This window comes from Streptomyces sp. NPDC096132 (assembly GCF_044763345.1).
Taxonomy (GTDB): domain Bacteria; phylum Actinomycetota; class Actinomycetes; order Streptomycetales; family Streptomycetaceae; genus Streptomyces.
On record NZ_JBIWGA010000003.1, the window covers coordinates 1 to 18,403 of the forward strand.

At 71.0% G+C, this 18,403-nt stretch carries 19 protein-coding genes and 1 pseudogene; 16 read left to right on the forward strand and 4 right to left on the reverse strand.

All coding sequences use genetic code 11. The features are described 5' to 3' along the window. The 4 genes and pseudogenes from ACIRF9_RS07775 to ACIRF9_RS07790 all read left to right on the forward strand — a co-directional run. A pseudogene (locus ACIRF9_RS07775) lies at positions 1-189 on the forward strand (sugar ABC transporter ATP-binding protein); the annotation flags it as partial. Between the two features lies 1 nt (position 190). After that, positions 191-1,093, forward strand: coding sequence for a sugar phosphate isomerase/epimerase family protein (locus ACIRF9_RS07780; RefSeq protein ID WP_403817989.1), 903 nt, complete (start codon positions 191-193; stop codon positions 1,091-1,093). Positions 1,094-1,244: 151 nt separating this feature from the next. Next, positions 1,245-2,498, forward strand: coding sequence for a serine hydrolase domain-containing protein (locus ACIRF9_RS07785; RefSeq protein WP_403817992.1), 1,254 nt, complete (start codon positions 1,245-1,247; stop codon positions 2,496-2,498). 33 nt (positions 2,499-2,531) lie between these two features. Next, complete coding sequence (locus ACIRF9_RS07790; RefSeq protein WP_403819055.1) at positions 2,532-2,723, forward strand: hypothetical protein; 192 nt, start codon at positions 2,532-2,534, stop codon at positions 2,721-2,723. A 62-nt stretch (positions 2,724-2,785) separates the two neighbouring features. On the opposite strand, the gene ACIRF9_RS07795 is transcribed toward ACIRF9_RS07790, so the two are convergent. From ACIRF9_RS07795 to ACIRF9_RS07805, 3 genes are read right to left on the reverse strand one after another with little or no spacing between them, the layout of a single operon-like run. Further along, positions 2,786-3,790, reverse strand: a complete 1,005-nt coding sequence (locus tag ACIRF9_RS07795) for a Gfo/Idh/MocA family oxidoreductase (RefSeq protein WP_403817994.1) — start codon at positions 3,788-3,790, stop codon at positions 2,786-2,788. Positions 3,791-3,844: 54 nt separating this feature from the next. Continuing rightward, entirely contained in the window at positions 3,845-4,621 is a 777-nt protein-coding gene (locus ACIRF9_RS07800; RefSeq protein ID WP_403817997.1) for an SDR family oxidoreductase, read from the reverse strand. A 14-nt stretch (positions 4,622-4,635) separates the two neighbouring features. Further along, positions 4,636-5,802: a phytanoyl-CoA dioxygenase family protein gene (locus ACIRF9_RS07805; protein WP_403818000.1), complete on the reverse strand. Its 1,167-nt coding sequence runs from the start codon at positions 5,800-5,802 to the stop codon at positions 4,636-4,638. 130 nt (positions 5,803-5,932) lie between these two features. Between ACIRF9_RS07805 and ACIRF9_RS07810 the strand changes: the two genes are divergently transcribed. The 8 genes from ACIRF9_RS07810 (at position 5,933) to ACIRF9_RS07845 (ending at position 13,711) form a co-directional block, all read left to right on the forward strand. Then, positions 5,933-6,964 (forward strand): LacI family DNA-binding transcriptional regulator, encoded by a 1,032-nt coding sequence (locus ACIRF9_RS07810; protein WP_403818003.1) that lies wholly within the window; start codon positions 5,933-5,935, stop codon positions 6,962-6,964. Between the two features lie 133 nt (positions 6,965-7,097). After that, positions 7,098-7,748 carry a GntR family transcriptional regulator gene (locus tag ACIRF9_RS07815; RefSeq protein WP_403818006.1) on the forward strand — a complete coding sequence of 217 codons (651 nt, stop codon included), beginning with the start codon at positions 7,098-7,100 and terminating at the stop codon, positions 7,746-7,748. Between the two features lie 49 nt (positions 7,749-7,797). Further along, positions 7,798-8,550, forward strand: a complete 753-nt coding sequence (locus ACIRF9_RS07820) for a PIG-L deacetylase family protein (protein ID WP_403818009.1) — start codon at positions 7,798-7,800, stop codon at positions 8,548-8,550. After that, complete coding sequence (locus tag ACIRF9_RS07825) at positions 8,547-9,251, forward strand: 4-carboxy-4-hydroxy-2-oxoadipate aldolase/oxaloacetate decarboxylase (RefSeq protein WP_403818012.1); 705 nt, start codon at positions 8,547-8,549, stop codon at positions 9,249-9,251. Before ACIRF9_RS07820 ends, ACIRF9_RS07825 begins: the two co-directional genes overlap by 4 nt. Positions 9,252-9,283: 32 nt before the next feature. Then, positions 9,284-10,360, forward strand: a complete 1,077-nt coding sequence (locus ACIRF9_RS07830) for a 4-oxalomesaconate tautomerase (RefSeq protein WP_403819005.1) — start codon at positions 9,284-9,286, stop codon at positions 10,358-10,360. After that, on the forward strand, positions 10,357-11,307 hold the full coding sequence (locus ACIRF9_RS07835) for a catechol 2,3-dioxygenase (RefSeq protein WP_403818015.1): 951 nt from the start codon (positions 10,357-10,359) through the stop codon (positions 11,305-11,307). The genes ACIRF9_RS07830 and ACIRF9_RS07835 overlap by 4 nt, the downstream gene beginning before the upstream one ends. Positions 11,308-11,409: 102 nt before the next feature. Continuing rightward, positions 11,410-12,735 (forward strand): MFS transporter, encoded by a 1,326-nt coding sequence (locus ACIRF9_RS07840; RefSeq protein WP_403818017.1) that lies wholly within the window; start codon positions 11,410-11,412, stop codon positions 12,733-12,735. 187 nt (positions 12,736-12,922) lie between these two features. Beyond that, positions 12,923-13,711: an alpha/beta fold hydrolase gene (locus ACIRF9_RS07845; protein WP_403818020.1), complete on the forward strand. Its 789-nt coding sequence runs from the start codon at positions 12,923-12,925 to the stop codon at positions 13,709-13,711. A gap of 20 nt (positions 13,712-13,731) precedes the next feature. On the opposite strand, the gene ACIRF9_RS07850 is transcribed toward ACIRF9_RS07845, so the two are convergent. Then, positions 13,732-14,145 carry a cupin domain-containing protein gene (locus ACIRF9_RS07850; RefSeq protein WP_403818022.1) on the reverse strand — a complete coding sequence of 138 codons (414 nt, stop codon included), beginning with the start codon at positions 14,143-14,145 and terminating at the stop codon, positions 13,732-13,734. 203 nt (positions 14,146-14,348) lie between these two features. Here ACIRF9_RS07850 and ACIRF9_RS07855 point away from each other — a divergent pair, with 203 nt between their 5' ends. From ACIRF9_RS07855 to ACIRF9_RS07870, 4 genes are read left to right on the forward strand one after another with little or no spacing between them, the layout of a single operon-like run. After that, positions 14,349-14,888: a carboxymuconolactone decarboxylase family protein gene (locus tag ACIRF9_RS07855; protein ID WP_403819007.1), complete on the forward strand. Its 540-nt coding sequence runs from the start codon at positions 14,349-14,351 to the stop codon at positions 14,886-14,888. Next, positions 14,885-16,372 carry a sugar ABC transporter ATP-binding protein gene (locus ACIRF9_RS07860; protein WP_403818025.1) on the forward strand — a complete coding sequence of 496 codons (1,488 nt, stop codon included), beginning with the start codon at positions 14,885-14,887 and terminating at the stop codon, positions 16,370-16,372. Before ACIRF9_RS07855 ends, ACIRF9_RS07860 begins: the two co-directional genes overlap by 4 nt. Then, a complete protein-coding gene (locus ACIRF9_RS07865; RefSeq protein WP_403818028.1) occupies positions 16,369-17,385 on the forward strand; it encodes an ABC transporter permease in 1,017 nt (338 codons plus the stop codon). Before ACIRF9_RS07860 ends, ACIRF9_RS07865 begins: the two co-directional genes overlap by 4 nt. Before the next feature lie 41 nt (positions 17,386-17,426). Beyond that, a complete protein-coding gene (locus tag ACIRF9_RS07870; protein WP_403818031.1) occupies positions 17,427-18,401 on the forward strand; it encodes a sugar ABC transporter substrate-binding protein in 975 nt (324 codons plus the stop codon). Positions 18,402-18,403: the final 2 nt, after the last annotated feature.

Consider the following 18,403-nt stretch of genomic DNA (forward strand, 5'->3'; position numbering starts at 1 on the left):
ACCATGGAGCTGTCGGCCGACCGCAGCCAGGTCAGCCTCGAGGAACTCACCAACCACATGGCGGGCGGCGCCGAACTCGCGGCCCTCAAACACGAACTGTCCCAGGTCCGCGGCGTGGACGTCGAGGAGCTCCCGGAAGAGGAAGACCTCACCGCCCCCGTGGCGGGCGGCGGCGAAGGGAAGGCCTGAGATGGCCGCCCCGCTGGACCGCATCCGCGTCGGGTCCGCCCCGGACTCCTGGGGCGTCTGGTTCCCCGACGACCCCCAGCAGGTCCCGTGGGAACGGTTCCTGGACGAGGTCGCCGAGGCGGGCTACTCCTGGATCGAGCTCGGCCCGTACGGCTATCTGCCGACCGACCCGGCCCGCCTCACCGACGAGGTGGACAAGCGGAACCTGAAGGTCTCGGCGGGCACGGTCTTCACCGGACTCCACCGCGGCCCGTCCGTCTGGGAGTCCACCTGGGAGCACGTCAGCCAGGTGGCCGCGCTCACCCAGGCGATGGGCGCCCGGCATCTCGTCGTCATCCCGTCCTTCTGGCGCGACGACAAGACCGCGGAGAACCTGGAGCCACCGGAGCTGACGGCCGAGCAGTGGGCGTACCTCACCAAGGGGATGGAACGGCTCGGCCACGAGGTCAAGGAGACGTACGGCCTCGACATCGTCGTCCATCCGCACGCCGACACCCACATCGACACCGAGGCGCACGTCGAGCGCTTCCTGGACTCCACCGACACCGAACTGGTCAACCTCTGCCTGGACACCGGTCACTACGCCTATTGCGGCGGCGACAGCGTCAAGCTGATCGAGACCTACGGCGAACGCATCGGCTATCTGCACCTCAAGCAGGTGGACCCCGCGATCCTCGCCGACGTGGTGCGCGACGAGGTGCCGTTCGGCCCGGCGGTCCAGCGCGGCGTGATGTGCGAACCGCCCTCCGGCGTACCGGAGTTGGAGCCGGTGCTGGTCGCCGCCCAGAAGCTCGGCGTCGAACTGTTCGCGATCGTCGAGCAGGACATGTACCCGTGCGCCCCGGACAAGCCCCTGCCCATCGCGGTGCGCACCCGCACGTTCCTGCGGTCCTGCGGGGCGTGACCGAACCTCCTTCACCGGGTGCGTGCGCGCCGTCGCCGACAGGCGGCGGCGCGTGCCCGCTCGTATGGTGGTGGTGATGGGCCGCATGCGGCCCGTGCCATTGGTGCGGCTGTGGCCTGCGGCGGACACCTCCTCGTGTGGGAGCGAGCCCATGACACACCCGTACATCCGACTGCGCCGGGGGATCGTCGTCGCCGCCGCGGTGGGGACGCTGGTGGCGCCGGTCGTCGGCGGGCCCGCGGTGGCCCTGCCGCACGCGGCCGCCTCCGTCGCCACCGGCACCGAAACGCCCACGCCGTCCCCGTCCGGGGACGGCGTCGTCGCGCTCACCCCCGAGGTGCAGCAGCAGGTCGACGACGCCGTGCAGCGGGTCATGAAGCAGGCGAAGGTGCCCGGTGTCAGCGTCGGCATCTGGACGCCCGACAAGGGCCGGTACGTCAAGTCCTTCGGCGTCGCCGACAAGAGCACCGGGCGGGCGATGAACCCCGGCCTCTCCATGCGGATCGGCAGCGAGACCAAGACGTTCACCGTCACCGCGCTCCTGCAACTGGTCGACGACGGCGAGATCGGGCTGGACGACACCATCGACCGGTACATCGACGACGTGCCGAACGGGGACAGGATCACGTTGCGGCAGCTGGCCGGGATGCGCAGCGGCCTGTTCAACTACTCGGAGGACGAGGACTTCTTCAAGGCGCTGACGTCCGACCCCGATCGGCGGTTCACCCCGCAGCAGCTGCTCGACTACTCCTTCAAGCACCCGGTGCTGTTCCAGCCCGGCGCCGAGTTCAACTACTGCAACACCAACCTGATCCTGCTGGGCCTGGTCGTCGAGCAGATCAGCGGGCAGCGCCTCAACGACTACATCCAGGAGCACATCCTGGACCCGGCCGGTCTGACCCACACCCTGTTCCCGGTCGGCACGGAGTTCCCGACGCCGCACGCGCAGGGCTACACCGACCAGACCGCGACCGGCGCGGTCGAGGACTCGGCGAACTGGGACCCGTCCTGGGCCTGGGCGGCCGGTGCGATGATCTCCCGGCTCCAGGACCTGCGGATCTGGGCACGCACGGTGGCCACCGGAGTGCTGCCCGACGGCAGCAGGATGATCAGCCCCGCCACGCAGAGGCAGCGGCTCACCACACCGCCGACCCCCATCCCGGGCGCCGGTTACGGCCTCGGCATCTTCAACGTCCAGGGCTGGATCGGCCACAACGGCTCACTGCCCGGCTACGAGTCGCTGACCATCTATCTGCCGCAGGCCCAGGCGACCCTGGTCGTGGTGCTCAACACCGACATCAACTACAAGAACCAGGAACCCAGCACTCTCTTCGGCGACGCGATCACCAAGATCATCTCTCCGGACCATGTCTTCGACCTGCCGGCGGAACCGGCGGCGCGGTGAGGACGTTGAAGCAGATGCAAGGTGTGTGGAGTCGTGAGCGGGGAGGGTGAGATGCAGGAGGAAGAGCGGACCGGCAGCGCGGAGGCCCTGCGCAAGGCCAGGTTCGGGGCACTGCCCGAGCGGGTCCGACCGGAGGACACCGTGGAGGAGCGGCCCGCCGCGCCGCGGGACCCGGCGCGGGACGCGTACGACCCGGACGAGTGGATGGTCCGCTACGCCCTGTGAGGGGCCGCGGAAACCGATGAGGGCGGTCCCGCCGGGACCGCCCTCATGGCAGACGAGCCGGGTCAGGAGGCCCGCACCTCCGCGATCGTCACGGGCCGGTGCTCGTGCAGCGAGAGCGTGCACGCCTCCGCGATCCAGCCCGCCTCCAGGGCGTCCTCGATCGTGCAGGGCGAGGGCCGGGTGCCGGCCACGACCTCGGTGAACGCGGTGAGTTCGGCGCGGTAGGCGGCCGTGAAGCGGTCCATGAAGAAGTCGTGCGGGGTGCCGGCCGGGAAGGTGACACCGGGCTCCACCGAGCGCAGCGGCAGCTTGTCCTCCAGGCCCACGGCGATGGAGTCCTGGAAACCGTGGATCTCCATGCGCACGTCGTAACCCCGCGCGTTGTGGCGGGAGTTGGAGATGACCGCGATGGTGCCGTCGTCGAGGGTGAGGAGCGCGCCGGTGGTGTCGGCGTCGCCCGCCTCCTTGATGTAGTCGGCGCCCCGGTTGCCGCCGACCGCGTACACCTCGGTCACCTCACGGCCCGTCACCCAGCGGATGATGTCGAAGTCGTGGACCGAACAGTCGCGGAAGATGCCCCCGGACGCGGCGACGTACGCGGCCGGCGGCGGCGCCGGGTCCAGGGTGGTCGAGCGGACCGTGTGCAGCTTGCCCAGCTCGCCCGACCGCACGGCGGCCCGCGCGGCGACGAAACCGGCGTCGAAGCGGCGGTTGTAGCCGATCTGGATCGGGACGTCCTTGCCCTGGACGGCCTTGAGGACCTCGACGCCCTCGCTCATCGTCTTGGCGACGGGCTTCTCGCAGAAGACGGGGATGCCGGCCTCGACACCGGCCAGGATCAGGGCGGGGTGGGCGTCGGTCGCGGCCGCGACGACGATGCCGTCCACCCCGGCCGCCAGCAGGGCCTGAGGCGAGTCCACGACCTCGGCCCCGAACCGCTCGGCGGCGGCCTTGGCCGCCTCCGCGAAGGGGTCCGTCACGACGAGCGACTCGACGGCGTCGAGTCCGGAGAGGGTCTCGGCGTGAAAGGCGCCGATACGGCCGAGGCCGAGGATTCCGATGCGCATGGGGGTTGCAGCTCCTTGAGGGTCTTACGGGGAGGGGGACGGGGGAGAGGAGGTCTAGTCGAGGCCGCCGAGCACGTTCTGGTCCCAGTCGATCACCGAACCGGTGACCACGCCGGACCGCTCGGACAGCAGGAACACCACGAAGTCGGCGATCTCGTCCGGCTGGCCGAGCTTGCCCATCGGCAGCCGGGCGGCGGCCTGCTCGCGCCAGTCGTCCCCGGCGTCGTGGAACGTCTTCTGTGTGGCGTCCTCGCCCTCGGTCGCCGTCCAGCCGATGTTCAGGCCGTTGATCCGGATCCGGTCGAAGCGGTGGGCGTGCGCCGCGTTGCGGGTCAGACCGACCAGGCCGGCCTTCGACGCGACGTACGGGGCGAGGAAGGGCTGACCGCCGTGCGCCGAGGTCGTGATGATGTTGACGACCGTGCCGGGCGCCTCGCGGGCCAGCATGTCCGCGACCGCCGCCTGCATGGCGAAGAACGGCGCCTTCAGGTTGATCGCGATGTGCTGGTCGAACAACTCGGGCGTGGTGTCGAGGAGCGTGCCCCGGGAGGTCAGCCCGGCCGAGTTGACCAGGCAGTCGACCCGGCCGTACGCGGCGACCGTCTCGGCCACCGACGCCTTCGCCTGCTCGGCGTCCGCCAGGTCGGCCCGTACGAAGATCGCCTTGCCGCCCGCCGCGGTCAGCTCGGCGGCCAGGGCCTCACCCGGTTCCGGCCGTCGCCCGGTGACGGCGACGAGGGCGCCCTCGCGGACCGCGGCCCGCGCGACGGCCGCGCCGACCCCCTGGCTGCCGCCGTTGACGAGGACGACCTTGTCGTCGAGAAGTGCCATGTACGAGGGTCCTTTCAGCTGGTGCGCCGCTCAGCGCCGGCCCGCAGTTCGTCCCGGAGTGTCCGCGGGGTCCACCCCTCGTGCAGGGCCCGTCGTACGACGTCCGCCTGGGAGGGCGGGGCCAGGCCGTCGACGGGTGGGTCGCTGTCGAGGTTGGTGGGGAAGGGGTAGCCCTCGGCGCTCGCCGCGATCACGTGCTCCAGCCACTCCTCGGCCGCGCCCTGCGCCCGGCGCCGGCGCAGCACGGGGAAGACGGCGTTCGCGACCGCCTCCCGGTCCACGGTCTCCATCGCGCGCCCGAACGCCGAGGACACCTGGAGCAGGTTCGCCGTCCGGCGCACGTCGGTGGTGCGGTTGGTGCCGGCGGCGTGGAAGACGGCCGGGTTGAAGAAGGCCGCGTCGCCCTTGGCCAGCGGCAGCTGGACGTGGTGCGCCTCGAAGTACGCCCGGAACTCCGGCAGCCGCCAGGCCAGATAGCCGGGCTCGTACGTCTGGGAGTACGGCAGGTACAGCGTGGGCCCGGACTCCACGGGCATGTCGCAGTGTGCGACGGCGCCCTGGAGGGTGAGCACGGGGGAGAGGCGGTGGACGTGCGCCGGGTAGGCGGCGGCCGCCTCGTTGGAGAGGAACCCGAGGTGGTAGTCGCGGTGCGGGCTCTGCGCGGCGCCGCCCGGATTGACCACGTTGACCTGGGACGTCACCTGGTAGCCGGGGCCCAGCCAGGCCCGGGAGACCAGCGCGAGGACGTCGTTGGCGTAGTACTCGGAGAACGCCTCCGCGTCGTACAGGGCCGCCTTCTCCAGGGCGTTCCAGACGCGGTCGTTGGCACCGGGCTTCGCGAAGTGGTCACCGGCGGCCGTGCCCGAGGCGTGCTGCTCGGCGATGAGCGCGTCGAACACGGCGGTCATCCGGTCCACGACCACCGGGTCGGGGAAGGCGCCCCGGAAGACGGCCACCCCGGGGCCGTCGGTGAGGGCACGCACCAGCTCGGCGCTCAGCTCGGGGTCCGCCGTGGAGGCACGCAGCCGCTCGCCGTCGTAGACGAGGACGTTCCCCCGCACCTCGCAGGCGTGCGGGTAGTCGGAGAGGTCGGTCGTGCGCTCGACGAGCGGACGGAACGCTTCCAGGTCGCAGTCCCGCTCGCTCAGCCGGGTACGGCCCTGCACGGAGAGGAAGGACATCGTCGTCCCTTCGATGACAACGGCGGCTCAGCGCTGCCATTCTTGTCATGACAATCCCGTCGAACAACCAGCAGGCGGCCTTCAAAAACCCCTCAAGCGGACCGTTCGAGCACACACCGAGGAGCCTTCCGTGGGCCACCCCTTCCCCCTCCGCGAGATCGCACGTCAGGCGGGCCTCAGCGAGGCCACCGTCGACCGGGTGCTCAACGGCAGGGGAGGGGTGCGCGAGTCCACCGCGCAGGAGGTGCAGAGGGCCATCGCCGATCTGCACCGGCAGCGCACCCAGGTCAGGCTCGTCGGCCGCACCTTCATGGTCGACATCGTGATGCAGGCGCCGGAGCGGTTCACCACCGCCGTACGGGCCGCCCTGGAGGCCGAGCTGCCCTCGCTGCACCCGGCCGTGCTGCGCTCCCGCTTCCACTTCCGGGAGACCGGACCGGTCCGGGAGCAGGTCGCCACCCTCGACCGGATAGCCCGGCGCGGCTCGCAGGGTGTGATCCTCAAGGCGCCGGACGTCCCCGAGATCACGGACGCCGTGGGCCGGCTGGTCGCCGCCGGCATCCCGGTCGTCACCCTCGTCACCGACCTGCCCGCCAGTGCCCGTCTCGCCTATGTCGGCATCGACAACCGGGCCGCCGGCGCCACGGCCGCGTATCTGATGGGCCAGTGGCTGGGCGACCGCCCCGGCAACGTCCTGACCAGCCTGTCCAGCGGCTTCTTCCGCAACGAGGAGGAGCGCGAGATGGGCTTCCGCGGAGTGATGCGCGCCCGGCATCCCGAGCGCGCCCTGGTGGAGATCACCGAGGGACAGGGACTGGACGCCACCCAGTACGACCTCGTCCGCGCGGCCCTGGCCCGCGACCCGGGGATCCGGGCCGTGTACTCGATCGGCGGCGGCAACTTCGCGACCCTGAAGGCCTTCGCCGACGCCCGCCGCGAGTGCGCCGTGTTCGTCGCCCACGACCTCGACCACGACAACACCCGGCTGCTGCGCGACCACCGCCTCTCCGCCGTCCTCCACCACGATCTGCGCCAGGACGTGCGGGAGGCCTGCCACATCGTGATGCGCGCGCACGGCGCGCTGCCGCCCGCGGGGCCGACGCTGCCGTCGGCCATCCAGGTGGTCACGCCGTACAACATGCCCACGACACCCGCACGCTGACCGGCCGGGCCGAGGCCGCGACGGCCGTCGCGTTCATGGCGGGTTCATGGCGCCCGGATACGGCGGACAAAATTGTTGACAATCTTGTTTGGCTAGATTTAGGTTCGACAGGCACTCACTCAGGGAGGGCACGATGCCGAAAGAAGCCCGTCCGAGCACTGGGGAGCAGGCCAAGCAGCATGCGCTCGCGCAGCTGCGGCAGGCGATCCTGCACGGCGAGATGGCACCGGCGCAGCGGCTGGTGGAGAACGAGCTCGCCGAGCAGTTCGGTGTGACGCGGGCCAGCATCCGCGCGGCACTCATCGATCTGGAGTCCCAGGGACTCGTCGAGCGGATCCGCAACCGCGGCTCGCGGGTGCGGGTGGTGACCGTGGACGAGGCGGTCGCCATCACCGAGTGCCGCATGGTCCTGGAAGGACTGTGCGCGGCGAAGGCGGCCGTCGCGGCCAGCGACGAGCAGCTGGTCGAGCTGACCGAGCTCGGCACGGCGATGACCAAGGCCGTCGCCGACGGCGAGCCGGTCACCTACTCCGACCTCAACCAGGAGCTCCACGCCAGGGTCCGGGACTTCTCCGGGCAGCAGACGGCCGTGGACCTGCTGGAGCGGCTCAACGCCCAACTGGTGCGCCACCGCTTCCAGCTGGCGCTGAGGCCCGGGCGTCCGCAGCAATCCCTGAACGAGCACCTGACCATGATCGAAGCGATCCGGGCCAGGGACCCGCAGGCGGCCGAGGCGGCCGTCCGCGCCCACCTCAGCAGTGTGATCGAGGCGCTCCGCGACTGATCGCGGCTGCGCGGGGCGGGCGCCCACCTGTCACCAAGGAGAATCCAGCATGCCCCAGGCCAACGCGCCCGCCCGCCCACCCCGATCGACCCTCGTCGTGACCGCGCACGCCGGGGACTTCGTGTGGCGCGCGGGCGGCGCCATCGCCCTGGCCGCCTCGCGCGGCGAGAAGGTCACCATCGCCTGTCTGACCTTCGGGGAGCGCGGCGAGTCCGCCAAGGCGTGGCGCGAGGGCAGGAAGCTCGAGGAGATCAAGGCGATACGCCGGGACGAGGCCGAGCGCGCCGCCGCCACCCTGGGTGCCGAGGTCCGCTTCTTCGACGCCGGCGACTACCCGCTCGTCCCCACCGCCGAGCTGACCGACCGGCTCGTCGCCGTCTACCGCGAGACCCAGCCGGACGTCGTGCTCACCCACCCCGCCGAGGACCCGTACAACGGCGACCACCCGGCCGCGCACCGCATGGCCCTGGAGGCCCGGGTCCTCGCGCAGGCCATCGGCTACCCGGGCGAGGGCGAGATCATCGGCGCCCCGCCGGTCTTCTACTTCGAGCCGCACCAGCCCGAGATGAGCGGCTTCAGGCCCGAGGTCCTGCTCGACATCACCGAGGTCTGGGAGACCAAGCGCAAGGCCATGGAGTGCCTGGGCGCCCAGCAGCACCTGTGGGACTACTACACCGACCTCGCCGTCCGCCGCGGCGTCCAGCTCAAGCGCAACGCCGGCCCCAACCTCGGTCTGGCGCACAAGACGATGGCCGAGGCGTTCATGCGTCCTTACCCGCAGATCGCGAAGGAGCTGGCATGAGCGGCGTGATCGTCACCAACCCGCCGAAGGCGGAGCAGAAGGACGTCGACGCGCTGGCTGCCTTCGGGGTGGCCACCGTGAGCGAGGCGATGGGCCGGACCGGGCTGCTCGGGCCGGGGATCCGCCCGATCCAGCAGGGCGTACGGATGGTCGGCACCGCCGTCACCGTGCTCAGCTGGCCCGGCGACAACCTCATGATCCACGCGGCCGTCGAGCAGTGCGGCGAGGGCGACGTCCTGGTCGTCACCACCACCTCGCCGTCCACCGACGGCATGTTCGGCGAGCTGTTCGCGACCGCGCTCCAGCGGCGCGGCGTGCGCGGGCTGATCATCAACGCGGGCATCCGGGACACCCAGGAGCTGCGGGAGATGGACTTCCCGGCCTGGTCGCGGGCGGTCTGCGCACAGGGCACGGTGAAGGCCACCGGCGGTTCGGTCAATGTGCCGGTCGCGATCGACGGCCAGGTGATCCGCCCTGGCGATGTGATCCTCGCCGACGACGACGGTGTCGTGGTCGTCCCGCGCGAGCGCGCCCGCGTCGCCGCCGAGGCGTCCGAGGCCCGCGAGGCCAAGGAGGCCCGCTCCCGCGCCGCCTTCCTCGATGGCGAACTGGGCCTGGACCGCTACGGGTTGAGGGAGACCCTCCAGCGGCTCGGCGTCGAGTACCGGACCTACGAGGAGTACACGGGGGAGTCGCGGTGACCTCCCTGCCCGAGGAGGTGCCCTGTCTGCTGATGCGGGGCGGCACCTCCAAGGGCGCCTACTTCCTCGCCGACGACCTTCCCCGTGGACCCGCCCTGCGCGACGAGTTGTTGCTGCGCGTGATGGGCAGCCCCGACGACCGCCAGATCGACGGTCTGGGTGGCGCCCACCCGCTCACCAGCAAGGTCGCGGTGGTCTCCCGGTCCGCCGACCCGCGGGCCGACGTCGACTATCTCTTCCTTCAAGTGGCCGTGGACCGGCCCGAGGTGAGCGACCGTCAGAACTGCGGGAACATCCTCGCCGGCGTCGGCCCGTTCGCCGTCGAGCGCGGGCTCGTCCCGGCGGGGGAGCCGCAGACCTCGGTCCGCATCCGCATGGTCAACACCGGGGACTACGCCACCGCCACCTTCCCGACCCCCGGCGGCCGGGTCCGCTACACCGGCGACGCCGAGATCTCGGGAGTGCCGGGGACGGCCGCGCCCGTGGTGATCGAGTTCCCGCCGGGCGCCGGTCCGCTGCTGCCCACCGGGAACGTCCGGGACGTGATCGACGGCGTCCCGGTGACCTGTGTGGACAACGGCATGCCGACGGTTCTGATCGCCGCCTCCGCTCTTCAGGTCACGGGCCACGAGTCGCCCCGGGACCTGGAGGAGGACGTGGCCCTCGCCGACCGGCTGCGCACGATCCGGCTGGCGGCGGGCCGGCTGATGGGCCTCGGCGACGTCTCCGACGCCACCGTGCCCAAGCTCACCCTGCTCGCCCCGCCCCGGGTCGACGGCGCGGTCACCACGCGCACCTTCATTCCCGTGCGCTGCCACCCCTCCATCGGGGTCCTCGGCGCGGCCAGTGTCGCCGCCGGCCTGCGGATCGACGGCGGCGTGGGCGCGGAGATCGCGAAACTCGCGCCCGGAAGTGATCGAATTCGCATAGAACATCCCGCCGGATTCCTGGACATCGAAAGTAGCCTCGGCAGCACCCCCGACGGTCTGCCCTCCGCCCGTCGCACCGCCGTGGTCCGCACGGCCCGCAAGCTCTTCGACGGCACGGTCTTCCCCCGGTCCGCCGAGACGGCGCCGATCCCCCCGCACCCCCTTGGAGGTCAACGATGACTCCGCCGCTCGGCGACATCGCCCACATCGGCCACACCCAGCTCTTCACCCCGGACCTGGACGCCAGCGTCGCCTTCTTCGCCGACTATCTGGGCCTCACGGTCAACGGCGAGGACGGTGACACGGTCTACCTGCGGACCTACGACGACTACGAGCACCACAGCCTGGTGCTCACCGCCCGCGAGCGGCCCGGCCTCGGCCGGCTCGCCCTGCGCACCTCCAGCGAGGAGGCCCTCCAGCGCCGTATCGAAGCGGTCGAGGCCGCGGGAGGCACCGGCAGGTGGGTCGAGGACGAGCCCGGCCTCGGCAAGCTGTACGTCACCACCGACCCCGACGGCCATGAGCACGCCCTGTACTGGGAGAGCGAGCACTACCGGGCCCCCGAGGAGCTCAGGCCCGCGCTGAAGAACCAGCCGCAGGCCAAGCCCAACCGGGGCGTGGGCGTACGGCGCCTGGACCACATCAACTTCCTCGCCGCCGACGTGCTCGCCAACGCCGAGTTCCAGGAACGGGTGCTGGGTGCCCGGCCCACCGAGCAGATCAGGCTCGACAGCGGCACGATCGCGGCGCGCTGGCTGACGTACACGAACAAGTCGTACGACGTCGTCTACACCTCGGACTGGACCGGCAGCGCCGGACGGCTGCACCACATCGCCTTCGCGACCGACACCCGTGAGGACATCCTGCGGGCCGCCGACCTGGCGATCGACACGGGGGTGTTCATCGAGACGGGGCCGCACAAGCACGCCATCCAGCAGACGTTCTTCCTGTACGTCTACGAGCCGGGTGGCAACCGCATCGAGCTGTGCAACCCGCTCACGCGGCTGGTGCTGGCCCCCGACTGGCCGCTCGTCACCTGGACGGAGGAGGAGCGGAAGAAGGGGCAGGCCTGGGGTCTGAAGACCATCGAGTCCTTCCACACGCACGGGACGCCGCCCGTGGCCTGACCGGCCGCTGATTGTCGATGAGATTGTTGACAAAAGCGTTGACACTTTTTGGGGTGGATCCTTAGCGTCTGAGGACCCACCCCGCTCGAGAGGGAAACAACGATGTCCTCCTCCCCCAACCCGGCCGCGCGCGGCAGCAGACTGGCCCTCCTGGTCGTCGGCCTGTGCTGGCTGGCCGTCCTGTTCGACGGCCTCGACATGTTCATCTACGGCTCCGTGCTGCCGCACCTGCTGGAGACGAAGACCTTCGGCCTCACCCCGGACACGGCCGGCGACCTCGGCAGCTACGCCACCTTCGGCATGCTGATCGGCGCCCTGACGGCGGGCACGATCGCCGACCGGATCGGCCGCAAGAAGCTGATGGTCGGCTGCGTCGTCCTCTTCTCGCTGGCGTCCGGGGTGTGCGCGATCGCCGACAGCGTCACGGTCTTCGGCCTCGGCCGGACCCTGGCGGGCGTCGGCCTCGGCGGCCTGCTGCCCACCGCGATCAGCATGGTCTCCGACTACGCCCCGCGCGGCCGCGCCGCCATCGTCATCGGCATGCTGATGACGGCCCACCACGCCGGCGGCATCCTCTCCGCCTATGTCGCCAAGTGGCTGATCGACCCGGTCGGCTGGCGGGCGGCCTTCTGGGTCTGCGTCCTCCCGCTCCTGTTCGCCCCGGTGCTCGCGAAGTTCCTGCCCGAGTCGCTGAGCTTCCTCGTCGCCAAGGGCCGCACCGAGGAGGCGGGCGCGCTCGCCGCCCGCTACGACGTCGAACTGCCCGCCGCGAAGTCCGGCAGGAAGACCGCGGCCGACCGCTGGGACGCCCTCGCCAACCTCTTCCGCGGCGGCGAGTGGATCCAGACCCTGCTGTACTGGCTGGCCTCCTTCGGTGGTCTGCTCCTCGTCTACGGCGTCGCCACCTGGCTGCCGACCCTGATGCGCGCCGAGGGCTACGCGCTCGCCAACGCCCTGACCTTCGTCGTCGTCTTCAACCTCGGCGGCATCGTGGGCATGCTCGTCGCGGGCCGGGCCGCCGACCGCTTCGGCGCCCCGCGCATCTCGGCGGTCTGGTTCGCGCTCACCGCCGCCGGTGTGTACCTGCTCAGCGTCCACATGTCGACCGGCGTCACGATGATCGTCGTCTTCCTCACGGGTGTCTTCCTCAACAGCGCCCAGACGATGATCTACGCGACGGTGTCGATCCGCTCCGACGCCGGCAACCGCGCCACCGCCGTCGGCTGGACCTCCGGCATGGGCCGCTTCGGCGCCGTCTTCGGCCCCTGGCTCGGCGGCCAGCTGCTTGCCGCGGGCCACGGCGACTGGGGCTTCACCGCCTTCGCGCTCGCCGGCCTCTCGTCCATGGTCTTCATCGGGATCGCGGCCCTGCGCAGCGCGAAGCAGACCCCGCGGACCGCCGACCAGGAACTGGTGGCCGCGCACTGACCTGATCGGGCCGATACCGGGGGCAAGGAAGGACGCCGGTCCCGCACACGTCGCGCGGGACCGGCGTCCGGCGTGTTGCCGGGGCGTCCCTCGTGCCCGTCCGGGGGGTGGGGTGTCCGGCGTGGTCACGGGCTCCTGTGGTGCCGTCCGGGGTGCGGTGGGCGGCGTACGGGGTCACTCTCGTTGTATGCATGAGCGTTGGGAGGTCCGCCGGGCGGGGCCGGCGGACGCCCCGCACCGGGTGCTGATGATTCCGGGCGGGCTGTGCACGACCGAGTTCTACGCGGACGTCATGGCCGAGCCGGCGGTGGCGGGGCTGGGGATGATCGCCGTCACCCAGCCGGGCTTCGGCGGCACCGAGGCGCCCGAGGACGTGTCCATGGAGAACTACGCCCGGCTGCTGGCGGAGTTCGCCGCAGAGTCCGGCTGCGATGTGGTCGTGGGGCACAGCCTGGGCGCCAACGTGGCGATCGAGATGGCGGCCCTGGGACTGTTCCGGGGCCCGCTCGTCCTGCTGTCCCCGAGCTTCTCGCGCGGGGACGAGATGAAGTCCCTGGCGGTGCTGAACGCCGTGGGCAGAGTGCCCGGCCTCGGCACCATGGTCTGGGCCGGCATGCTCGGCCTGCTGCCCCGGGCGATGAAACGCGAACTGCCGCCGCAGCGCGCGGAGGCGCTGGCGGCGGCGATGAGCGGCAACGATCCGGCGACCTGCCGCCGGATCCTCCACGACTACTACACCTACCTCGGCCGGTATCCGTCCCTGGTGCCGCGGCTGTGCGAGGCCGGCGTCCCGGCCTGGGTGGTGCGCGGCGACCACGACGAGATCGGGCTGACCGATGAGGAACGGGCCGGCCTCGAGGCATGCGCGCACGTCCGGTCGGTGACGGTTCCCGACGCGGGACACGCGGTCCTCGTGGAGCAGCCGACAGCGGTCGCCGAGGTCGTCGCGGAGGCGGTCACGGCGGGGGTGCGCTGAGCCGTGCCGTCCCGGATCTCTCAGTCGTCGGACCCCATCTGGTCCTCCGCCGACAGGTGCTCCACCGTCCTGCCGGTCTCGGTGAACGTCCGTGTCACATGGCCCGAGGAGTACACCCACAGGATGCGCAGCGGGACGTCCCCGATGTTGCGGAACAGGTGGGGGACGGGGGAGGGGACGTAGGTGGTGTCGAACCGCTCCAGCTTCGTCACCTCGCCGTCGACCCACACCTCGGCCTCGCCCTCCAGGACGGTGACGTGCTCGTCGCAGTTGTGGGAGTGCAGCGGGGCCCCCGAACCGACCGGGTAGACGCTCATCCCGCTGGTGATCCGGTTCTCCCCGTTCGCCGACACGGTGGTGATGAGAGGGGTCGTCACGACCGCGCCGCCACGGTCGAGGAGGGGGACGGACGCGGCCTTGATGATGGTGGTCATGTCGCACGACGTTAGGTCGCCTCCCGGCGAATGGGGGGCCTCCAACGTGCAGGTTTACCTTGCATTCCGAGGAGGGTGAGCTTCTCGGACACGGCTGTACCTTCACCTGGCACCGCACGGCTGCACGACCCGTGCCCGTAATGCGCCGGAAAGAAAAGGCAGGTAACGGCCAGATGAGGCTCCCCGTTCTCAGCGAAGAGGAAATGGATGCGCGGCAGCAGGAACTGGCCGCACGGATCGCCGGCCGCCGTGGTGCCGTACGCGGTCCCTTCCGGGTCTGGCTGCACAGCCCCGAGATGTGCGAGCGGGCCGAGTCCCTCGGCGCCTTCGCCCGCTTCGACTGCAGCCTTCCCAAGCACCTGCGCGAACTGACCCTGCTGATGGCCGCCCGCAACTGGGACGCCCAGTACTCCTGGAACGCCCATGTGCACCAGGCGATCGAGGCCGGCATCCCCGAGGCCGCCGTGAAGGCGATCGCCGAGAAGCGCGAGGCGGTCTTCGACGACGAGGCCGACCAGGCGTTCTACCGGTTCTGCCGGGAAGTCCTCGACGAACACTTCGTCAGCGACGACACCTTCGCCGCCGCGCTGGCGCACTTCGGCTCCAAGGGCCTGGTCGACACCATCGGCGCGCTCGGCAACTTCACGATGCTCGGCATGTGCCTGAACACCTTCCAGGTGGACCTCCAGGCCGACAAGGAGCCCCCCTTCCCGGACATCCGCGGCTACGGACGGGTGTCGTGAGCCCGGTCCTGAGCGTCCGGGGCATCACCAAGAGCTTCGGCGGAGCCGCCGCCCTCAAGGGCGTCGACCTCGATCTGTTCCCCGGTGAGATCCACGCCCTGATGGGCATGAACGGCGCCGGCAAGTCGACGCTGGTGCAGGTGCTGTCCGGGGTCCACCAGGCCGACGGCGGCACCATCGAGGTCGACGGGCGGGAGCAGCACGGGCTGACCGTGCGCAGGGCCCGCAGGCTGGGCATCTCCTCGGTGCCGCAGCGCCGTGAGCTGGCGATGGGCCTCACCGTCGCCGAGAACGTCCTGCTCGGCGACCTGCCCACCCGGGGACGCGCCGTGCGCTGGCGGACCGTCAGGGAAGAGTCCCGCGCCGCGCTCGCCGCCCTCGGCATCGCCATCGACGTGGAACGCACCGCCGGTTCGCTCACCGTCGCCGAGCAGACCATGGTCGAGGTGGCCCGCGAGGTCCGCCGCGGCGGCCGCGTCCTGATCCTGGACGAGCCGACCGCGTGTCTGAGCGCCGGGGACGCCGACCGGATCCGCACCCTGGTGCGCACCCTGCGGGACGAGGGCGTCGCCGTCGTCTACATCTCGCACTACATCGACGAGGTCATGGCCGTCGCCGACCGTCTCACCGTCCTGCGGGACGGCCGGGTCGTGACGAGCGCGCCCGCCGCCGACCTGGACGAGACCGCTCTGGTACGGGCCATGGTGGGCCGGGACGTCGTCTCCACCCGCCCCGAACGCCCCACGCCGAAGGACGAAGTCGGCCTGGCCGTACGGGGGTTGAGTCAGGGCCGGGCCATCCGGGACTTCACCGTCGAGGTGCGCAGGGGCGAGATCGTCGCCGTCCTCGGGCCGGCCGGGGACGCCCAGTCCCGGCTGTTCGACCTGCTGTCGGGACGCCGGCGCCCGGACGCCGGCCGGCTGCACGTCGAGGGACGGGAGGTGCCCTTCGGCCGCATCCCCGCCTCGCTCGCCAGCGGGCTGCGCTGCGTCACCGGCGACCGCCGCGCCCTGGGCCTGGTCCCGGGCCTGTCCCTGGACGAGAACCTGATGCTCGCCGACGACCGCTTCGCCCGCCGACGCCTGCACCGCCGTACCGAACTCACCCGGCGCGCCGCCCCGTTGCGGCGGAGCTACGGAGTGCGGGCGCTGGCCGGGAACCCGCCGGTGAGCGCGCTGTCCGGGGGCAACCAGCAGAAGGTCCTGCTCGGCAAGTGGCTGGAGACCGGGCCGGCCGCCTGCTTCCTGGAGGACCCCACCAACGGTGTGGACATCGCGGCGATGGCCGACATCCACGCCCTCCTCGACGACCTCGCCTCCCGGGGCGTGGCCGTCCTGCTCGCCTCCTCCTCCGCCGAGGAGGTCATGCGCCTGGCCGACCGGGTCGTCGTCGTGAGCGCCGGCCGCGTGGTCGCCGAGCACGACATCACCGCCATCACCCGCGACGAGCTCGTCGCCACGGCCCTCGGAGGACAACCGCAGTGAGCGTCAAGACACTTCCCGATGCCCCCGCTCCCGTCTCCGGCCCGTCCGGGTCCCGGTTCTCCGTGGGCAGGCTGCGCGAGGTGCCGCACGCCGGCCTGATCGCCGTCCTCGTGCTGGTGGTGGTGTTCACCGCCGTGCAGAGCGAGACGTTCGCCACCGACCGCAACATCGTGAACATCCTCAGCCAGGTCAGCGTCAACGCCGTGCTCGCGGCCGGGCTCACCCTGCTGATGACCGCGGGCGGCATGGACTTCTCCATGGGCAGCAACGTCGCCGTCACGGCCGCCGTCTCGGCCAAACTCCTGGCCGGCGGACAGCCCACGGGATACGCCGTCGTCGTCGCGCTGCTGCTCGGTACGGCGATCGGGCTGGTCAACGGGCTCGTGGTGACCTTCACCAACGTGGCGCCGTTCGTGGTGACGCTGGCCTCGGCGACGCTGCTCGACGGCGTGGCGCTCCTGGTGCACGACGGCTCCACCATCTCCATCGGCACCCGGATGTTCGCCCTCGGCAACGACAAGGTGCTCGGCGTGCCCTACCTGCTGCTGGTGGCGGTCCTGGTGCTGGTCGCCACGGCACTGGTCATGCGGTTCACGGTGTTCGGCCGCGACGCCTTCGCGATCGGCGGCAACGAGCACGTGGCCCGGCTCAGCGGCATCAACGTCACCGCCCGCAAGCTCACCCTGTACGGCCTCACCGGCACCCTCTCGGGCCTGGCCGGCCTGATGATCCTGTCCCGGCTCGGCTCCTCCAGCCCCGGCGGCACCGCGGGACTCTCGCTCCAGCTGGCCGTGGTAGCCGCGGTGGTCATCGGCGGCACCTCGCTCGCGGGCGGCCACGGCACGGTCGTCGGCACCGCCCTCGGTCTGGTCCTGCTCGGCGTGGTGGCCAACGCCCTCAATCTCCTGGACTTCTCCAGCAACTACCAGCCGGTGTCCGTCGGCGCCGTCCTGCTCGTCGCGGCCGTCGCCAACGAGATGCACAAGGCGCGCTCGGGCGCCTCGGGCCACTGAACTCCCCTCTACCCACGTCATGTTCTGAAAGGCGGTCCACCATGCAGTCCACCCTGAGGTCCACCCTGAGACTTTCCGCCCGCTCGCGCAGAGCGCTGTTCGCCACCGTCGCCGGTTCCGCCCTGGTGCTGACCGGATGCGGCAAGGGCGACGACGCCGGCAGCTCCGACAGTGTCTCCCTCGGCTTCGTCAACGGCGGCGACACCAACTTCCACAGCTGTCTGCAGAAGGCCGTCGAGGGCCGGGCGAAGACGGAGGGGGCGAAGGTCTACACGGCCAACTCCCACCAGAACGCCGGGACCGAGCTGTCCAACATCGAGGACATGATCTCCCGGAACGTGAGCGCGTTGATCGTGCAGACGGTCAACGTCGACTCCCTGAAGGGCGACATAGCCAAGGCCAAGGCCGCCGGTGTGCCGATCTACCTCACCTCCGTGGCCACCAGTGACGTCAGCGACATCCTCGGGGCGGCCGTCGTCGACCTGAAGAAGGTCGGCGCCGAGGACGCCGGCTGGATCGGCGAGGACGCGGCCGGCAAGGACGTGCGGGTCGGGATCGTCGCCGGTGCGCCGGGCGCTGCCTCGGACCTCCTCGTGGGCGGTTTCCAGGACGCCCTGCCGGCCAACGCCAAGGTGGTCGCCAACCAGCCCGGCATGTTCAACCCGGCGAAGGCCCAGGACGTGGCCGAGAACATGATCCAGGCCAATCCCGACCTCGACTACGCCTTCGTCGCCAACGAGGAGATGGCCTTCGCCGTGCGCAAGGCGTTCGACGCGGCCGGTGCCGACGACGTGAAGATCGTCACGGTGAACGGCACCGACGAGGGGCTGGCCGCGGTCAAGAGCGGCGAGTTCTCGGCCACCGTGGCGAACTCGGCGAAGCTGATCGGCGAGACCGCTGTCAAGAACGCCGTGGGTCTTCTGGGTAACAAGAAGGTTGACAAAATTGCCAACATTCCTCTTGTGTTGGTGACCAAGGACAACGTGGGCGAAGCCCCTCAGTACTGCCCGAAGTAAGA

Excerpts from the sequence above, each read along its gene's own strand:
- ACIRF9_RS07780 (WP_403817989.1), top strand. The coding sequence starts at position 191 with ATGGCCGCCCCGCTGGACCGCATCCGCGTCGGGTCCGCCCCGGACTCC.
- ACIRF9_RS07785 (WP_403817992.1), top strand. The coding sequence starts at position 1,245 with ATGACACACCCGTACATCCGACTGCGCCGGGGGATCGTCGTCGCCGCC.
- ACIRF9_RS07795 (WP_403817994.1), bottom strand. The coding sequence starts at position 3,790 with ATGCGCATCGGAATCCTCGGCCTCGGCCGTATCGGCGCCTTTCACGCC.
- ACIRF9_RS07800 (WP_403817997.1), bottom strand. The coding sequence starts at position 4,621 with ATGGCACTTCTCGACGACAAGGTCGTCCTCGTCAACGGCGGCAGCCAG.
- ACIRF9_RS07805 (WP_403818000.1), bottom strand. The coding sequence starts at position 5,802 with ATGTCCTTCCTCTCCGTGCAGGGCCGTACCCGGCTGAGCGAGCGGGAC.
- ACIRF9_RS07815 (WP_403818006.1), top strand. The coding sequence starts at position 7,098 with ATGCCGAAAGAAGCCCGTCCGAGCACTGGGGAGCAGGCCAAGCAGCAT.
- ACIRF9_RS07820 (WP_403818009.1), top strand. The coding sequence starts at position 7,798 with ATGCCCCAGGCCAACGCGCCCGCCCGCCCACCCCGATCGACCCTCGTC.
- ACIRF9_RS07825 (WP_403818012.1), top strand. The coding sequence starts at position 8,547 with ATGAGCGGCGTGATCGTCACCAACCCGCCGAAGGCGGAGCAGAAGGAC.
- ACIRF9_RS07830 (WP_403819005.1), top strand. The coding sequence starts at position 9,284 with ATGCGGGGCGGCACCTCCAAGGGCGCCTACTTCCTCGCCGACGACCTT.
- ACIRF9_RS07835 (WP_403818015.1), top strand. The coding sequence starts at position 10,357 with ATGACTCCGCCGCTCGGCGACATCGCCCACATCGGCCACACCCAGCTC.
- ACIRF9_RS07840 (WP_403818017.1), top strand. The coding sequence starts at position 11,410 with ATGTCCTCCTCCCCCAACCCGGCCGCGCGCGGCAGCAGACTGGCCCTC.
- ACIRF9_RS07845 (WP_403818020.1), top strand. The coding sequence starts at position 12,923 with ATGCATGAGCGTTGGGAGGTCCGCCGGGCGGGGCCGGCGGACGCCCCG.
- ACIRF9_RS07850 (WP_403818022.1), bottom strand. The coding sequence starts at position 14,145 with ATGACCACCATCATCAAGGCCGCGTCCGTCCCCCTCCTCGACCGTGGC.
- ACIRF9_RS07855 (WP_403819007.1), top strand. The coding sequence starts at position 14,349 with ATGGATGCGCGGCAGCAGGAACTGGCCGCACGGATCGCCGGCCGCCGT.
- ACIRF9_RS07870 (WP_403818031.1), top strand. The coding sequence starts at position 17,427 with ATGCAGTCCACCCTGAGGTCCACCCTGAGACTTTCCGCCCGCTCGCGC.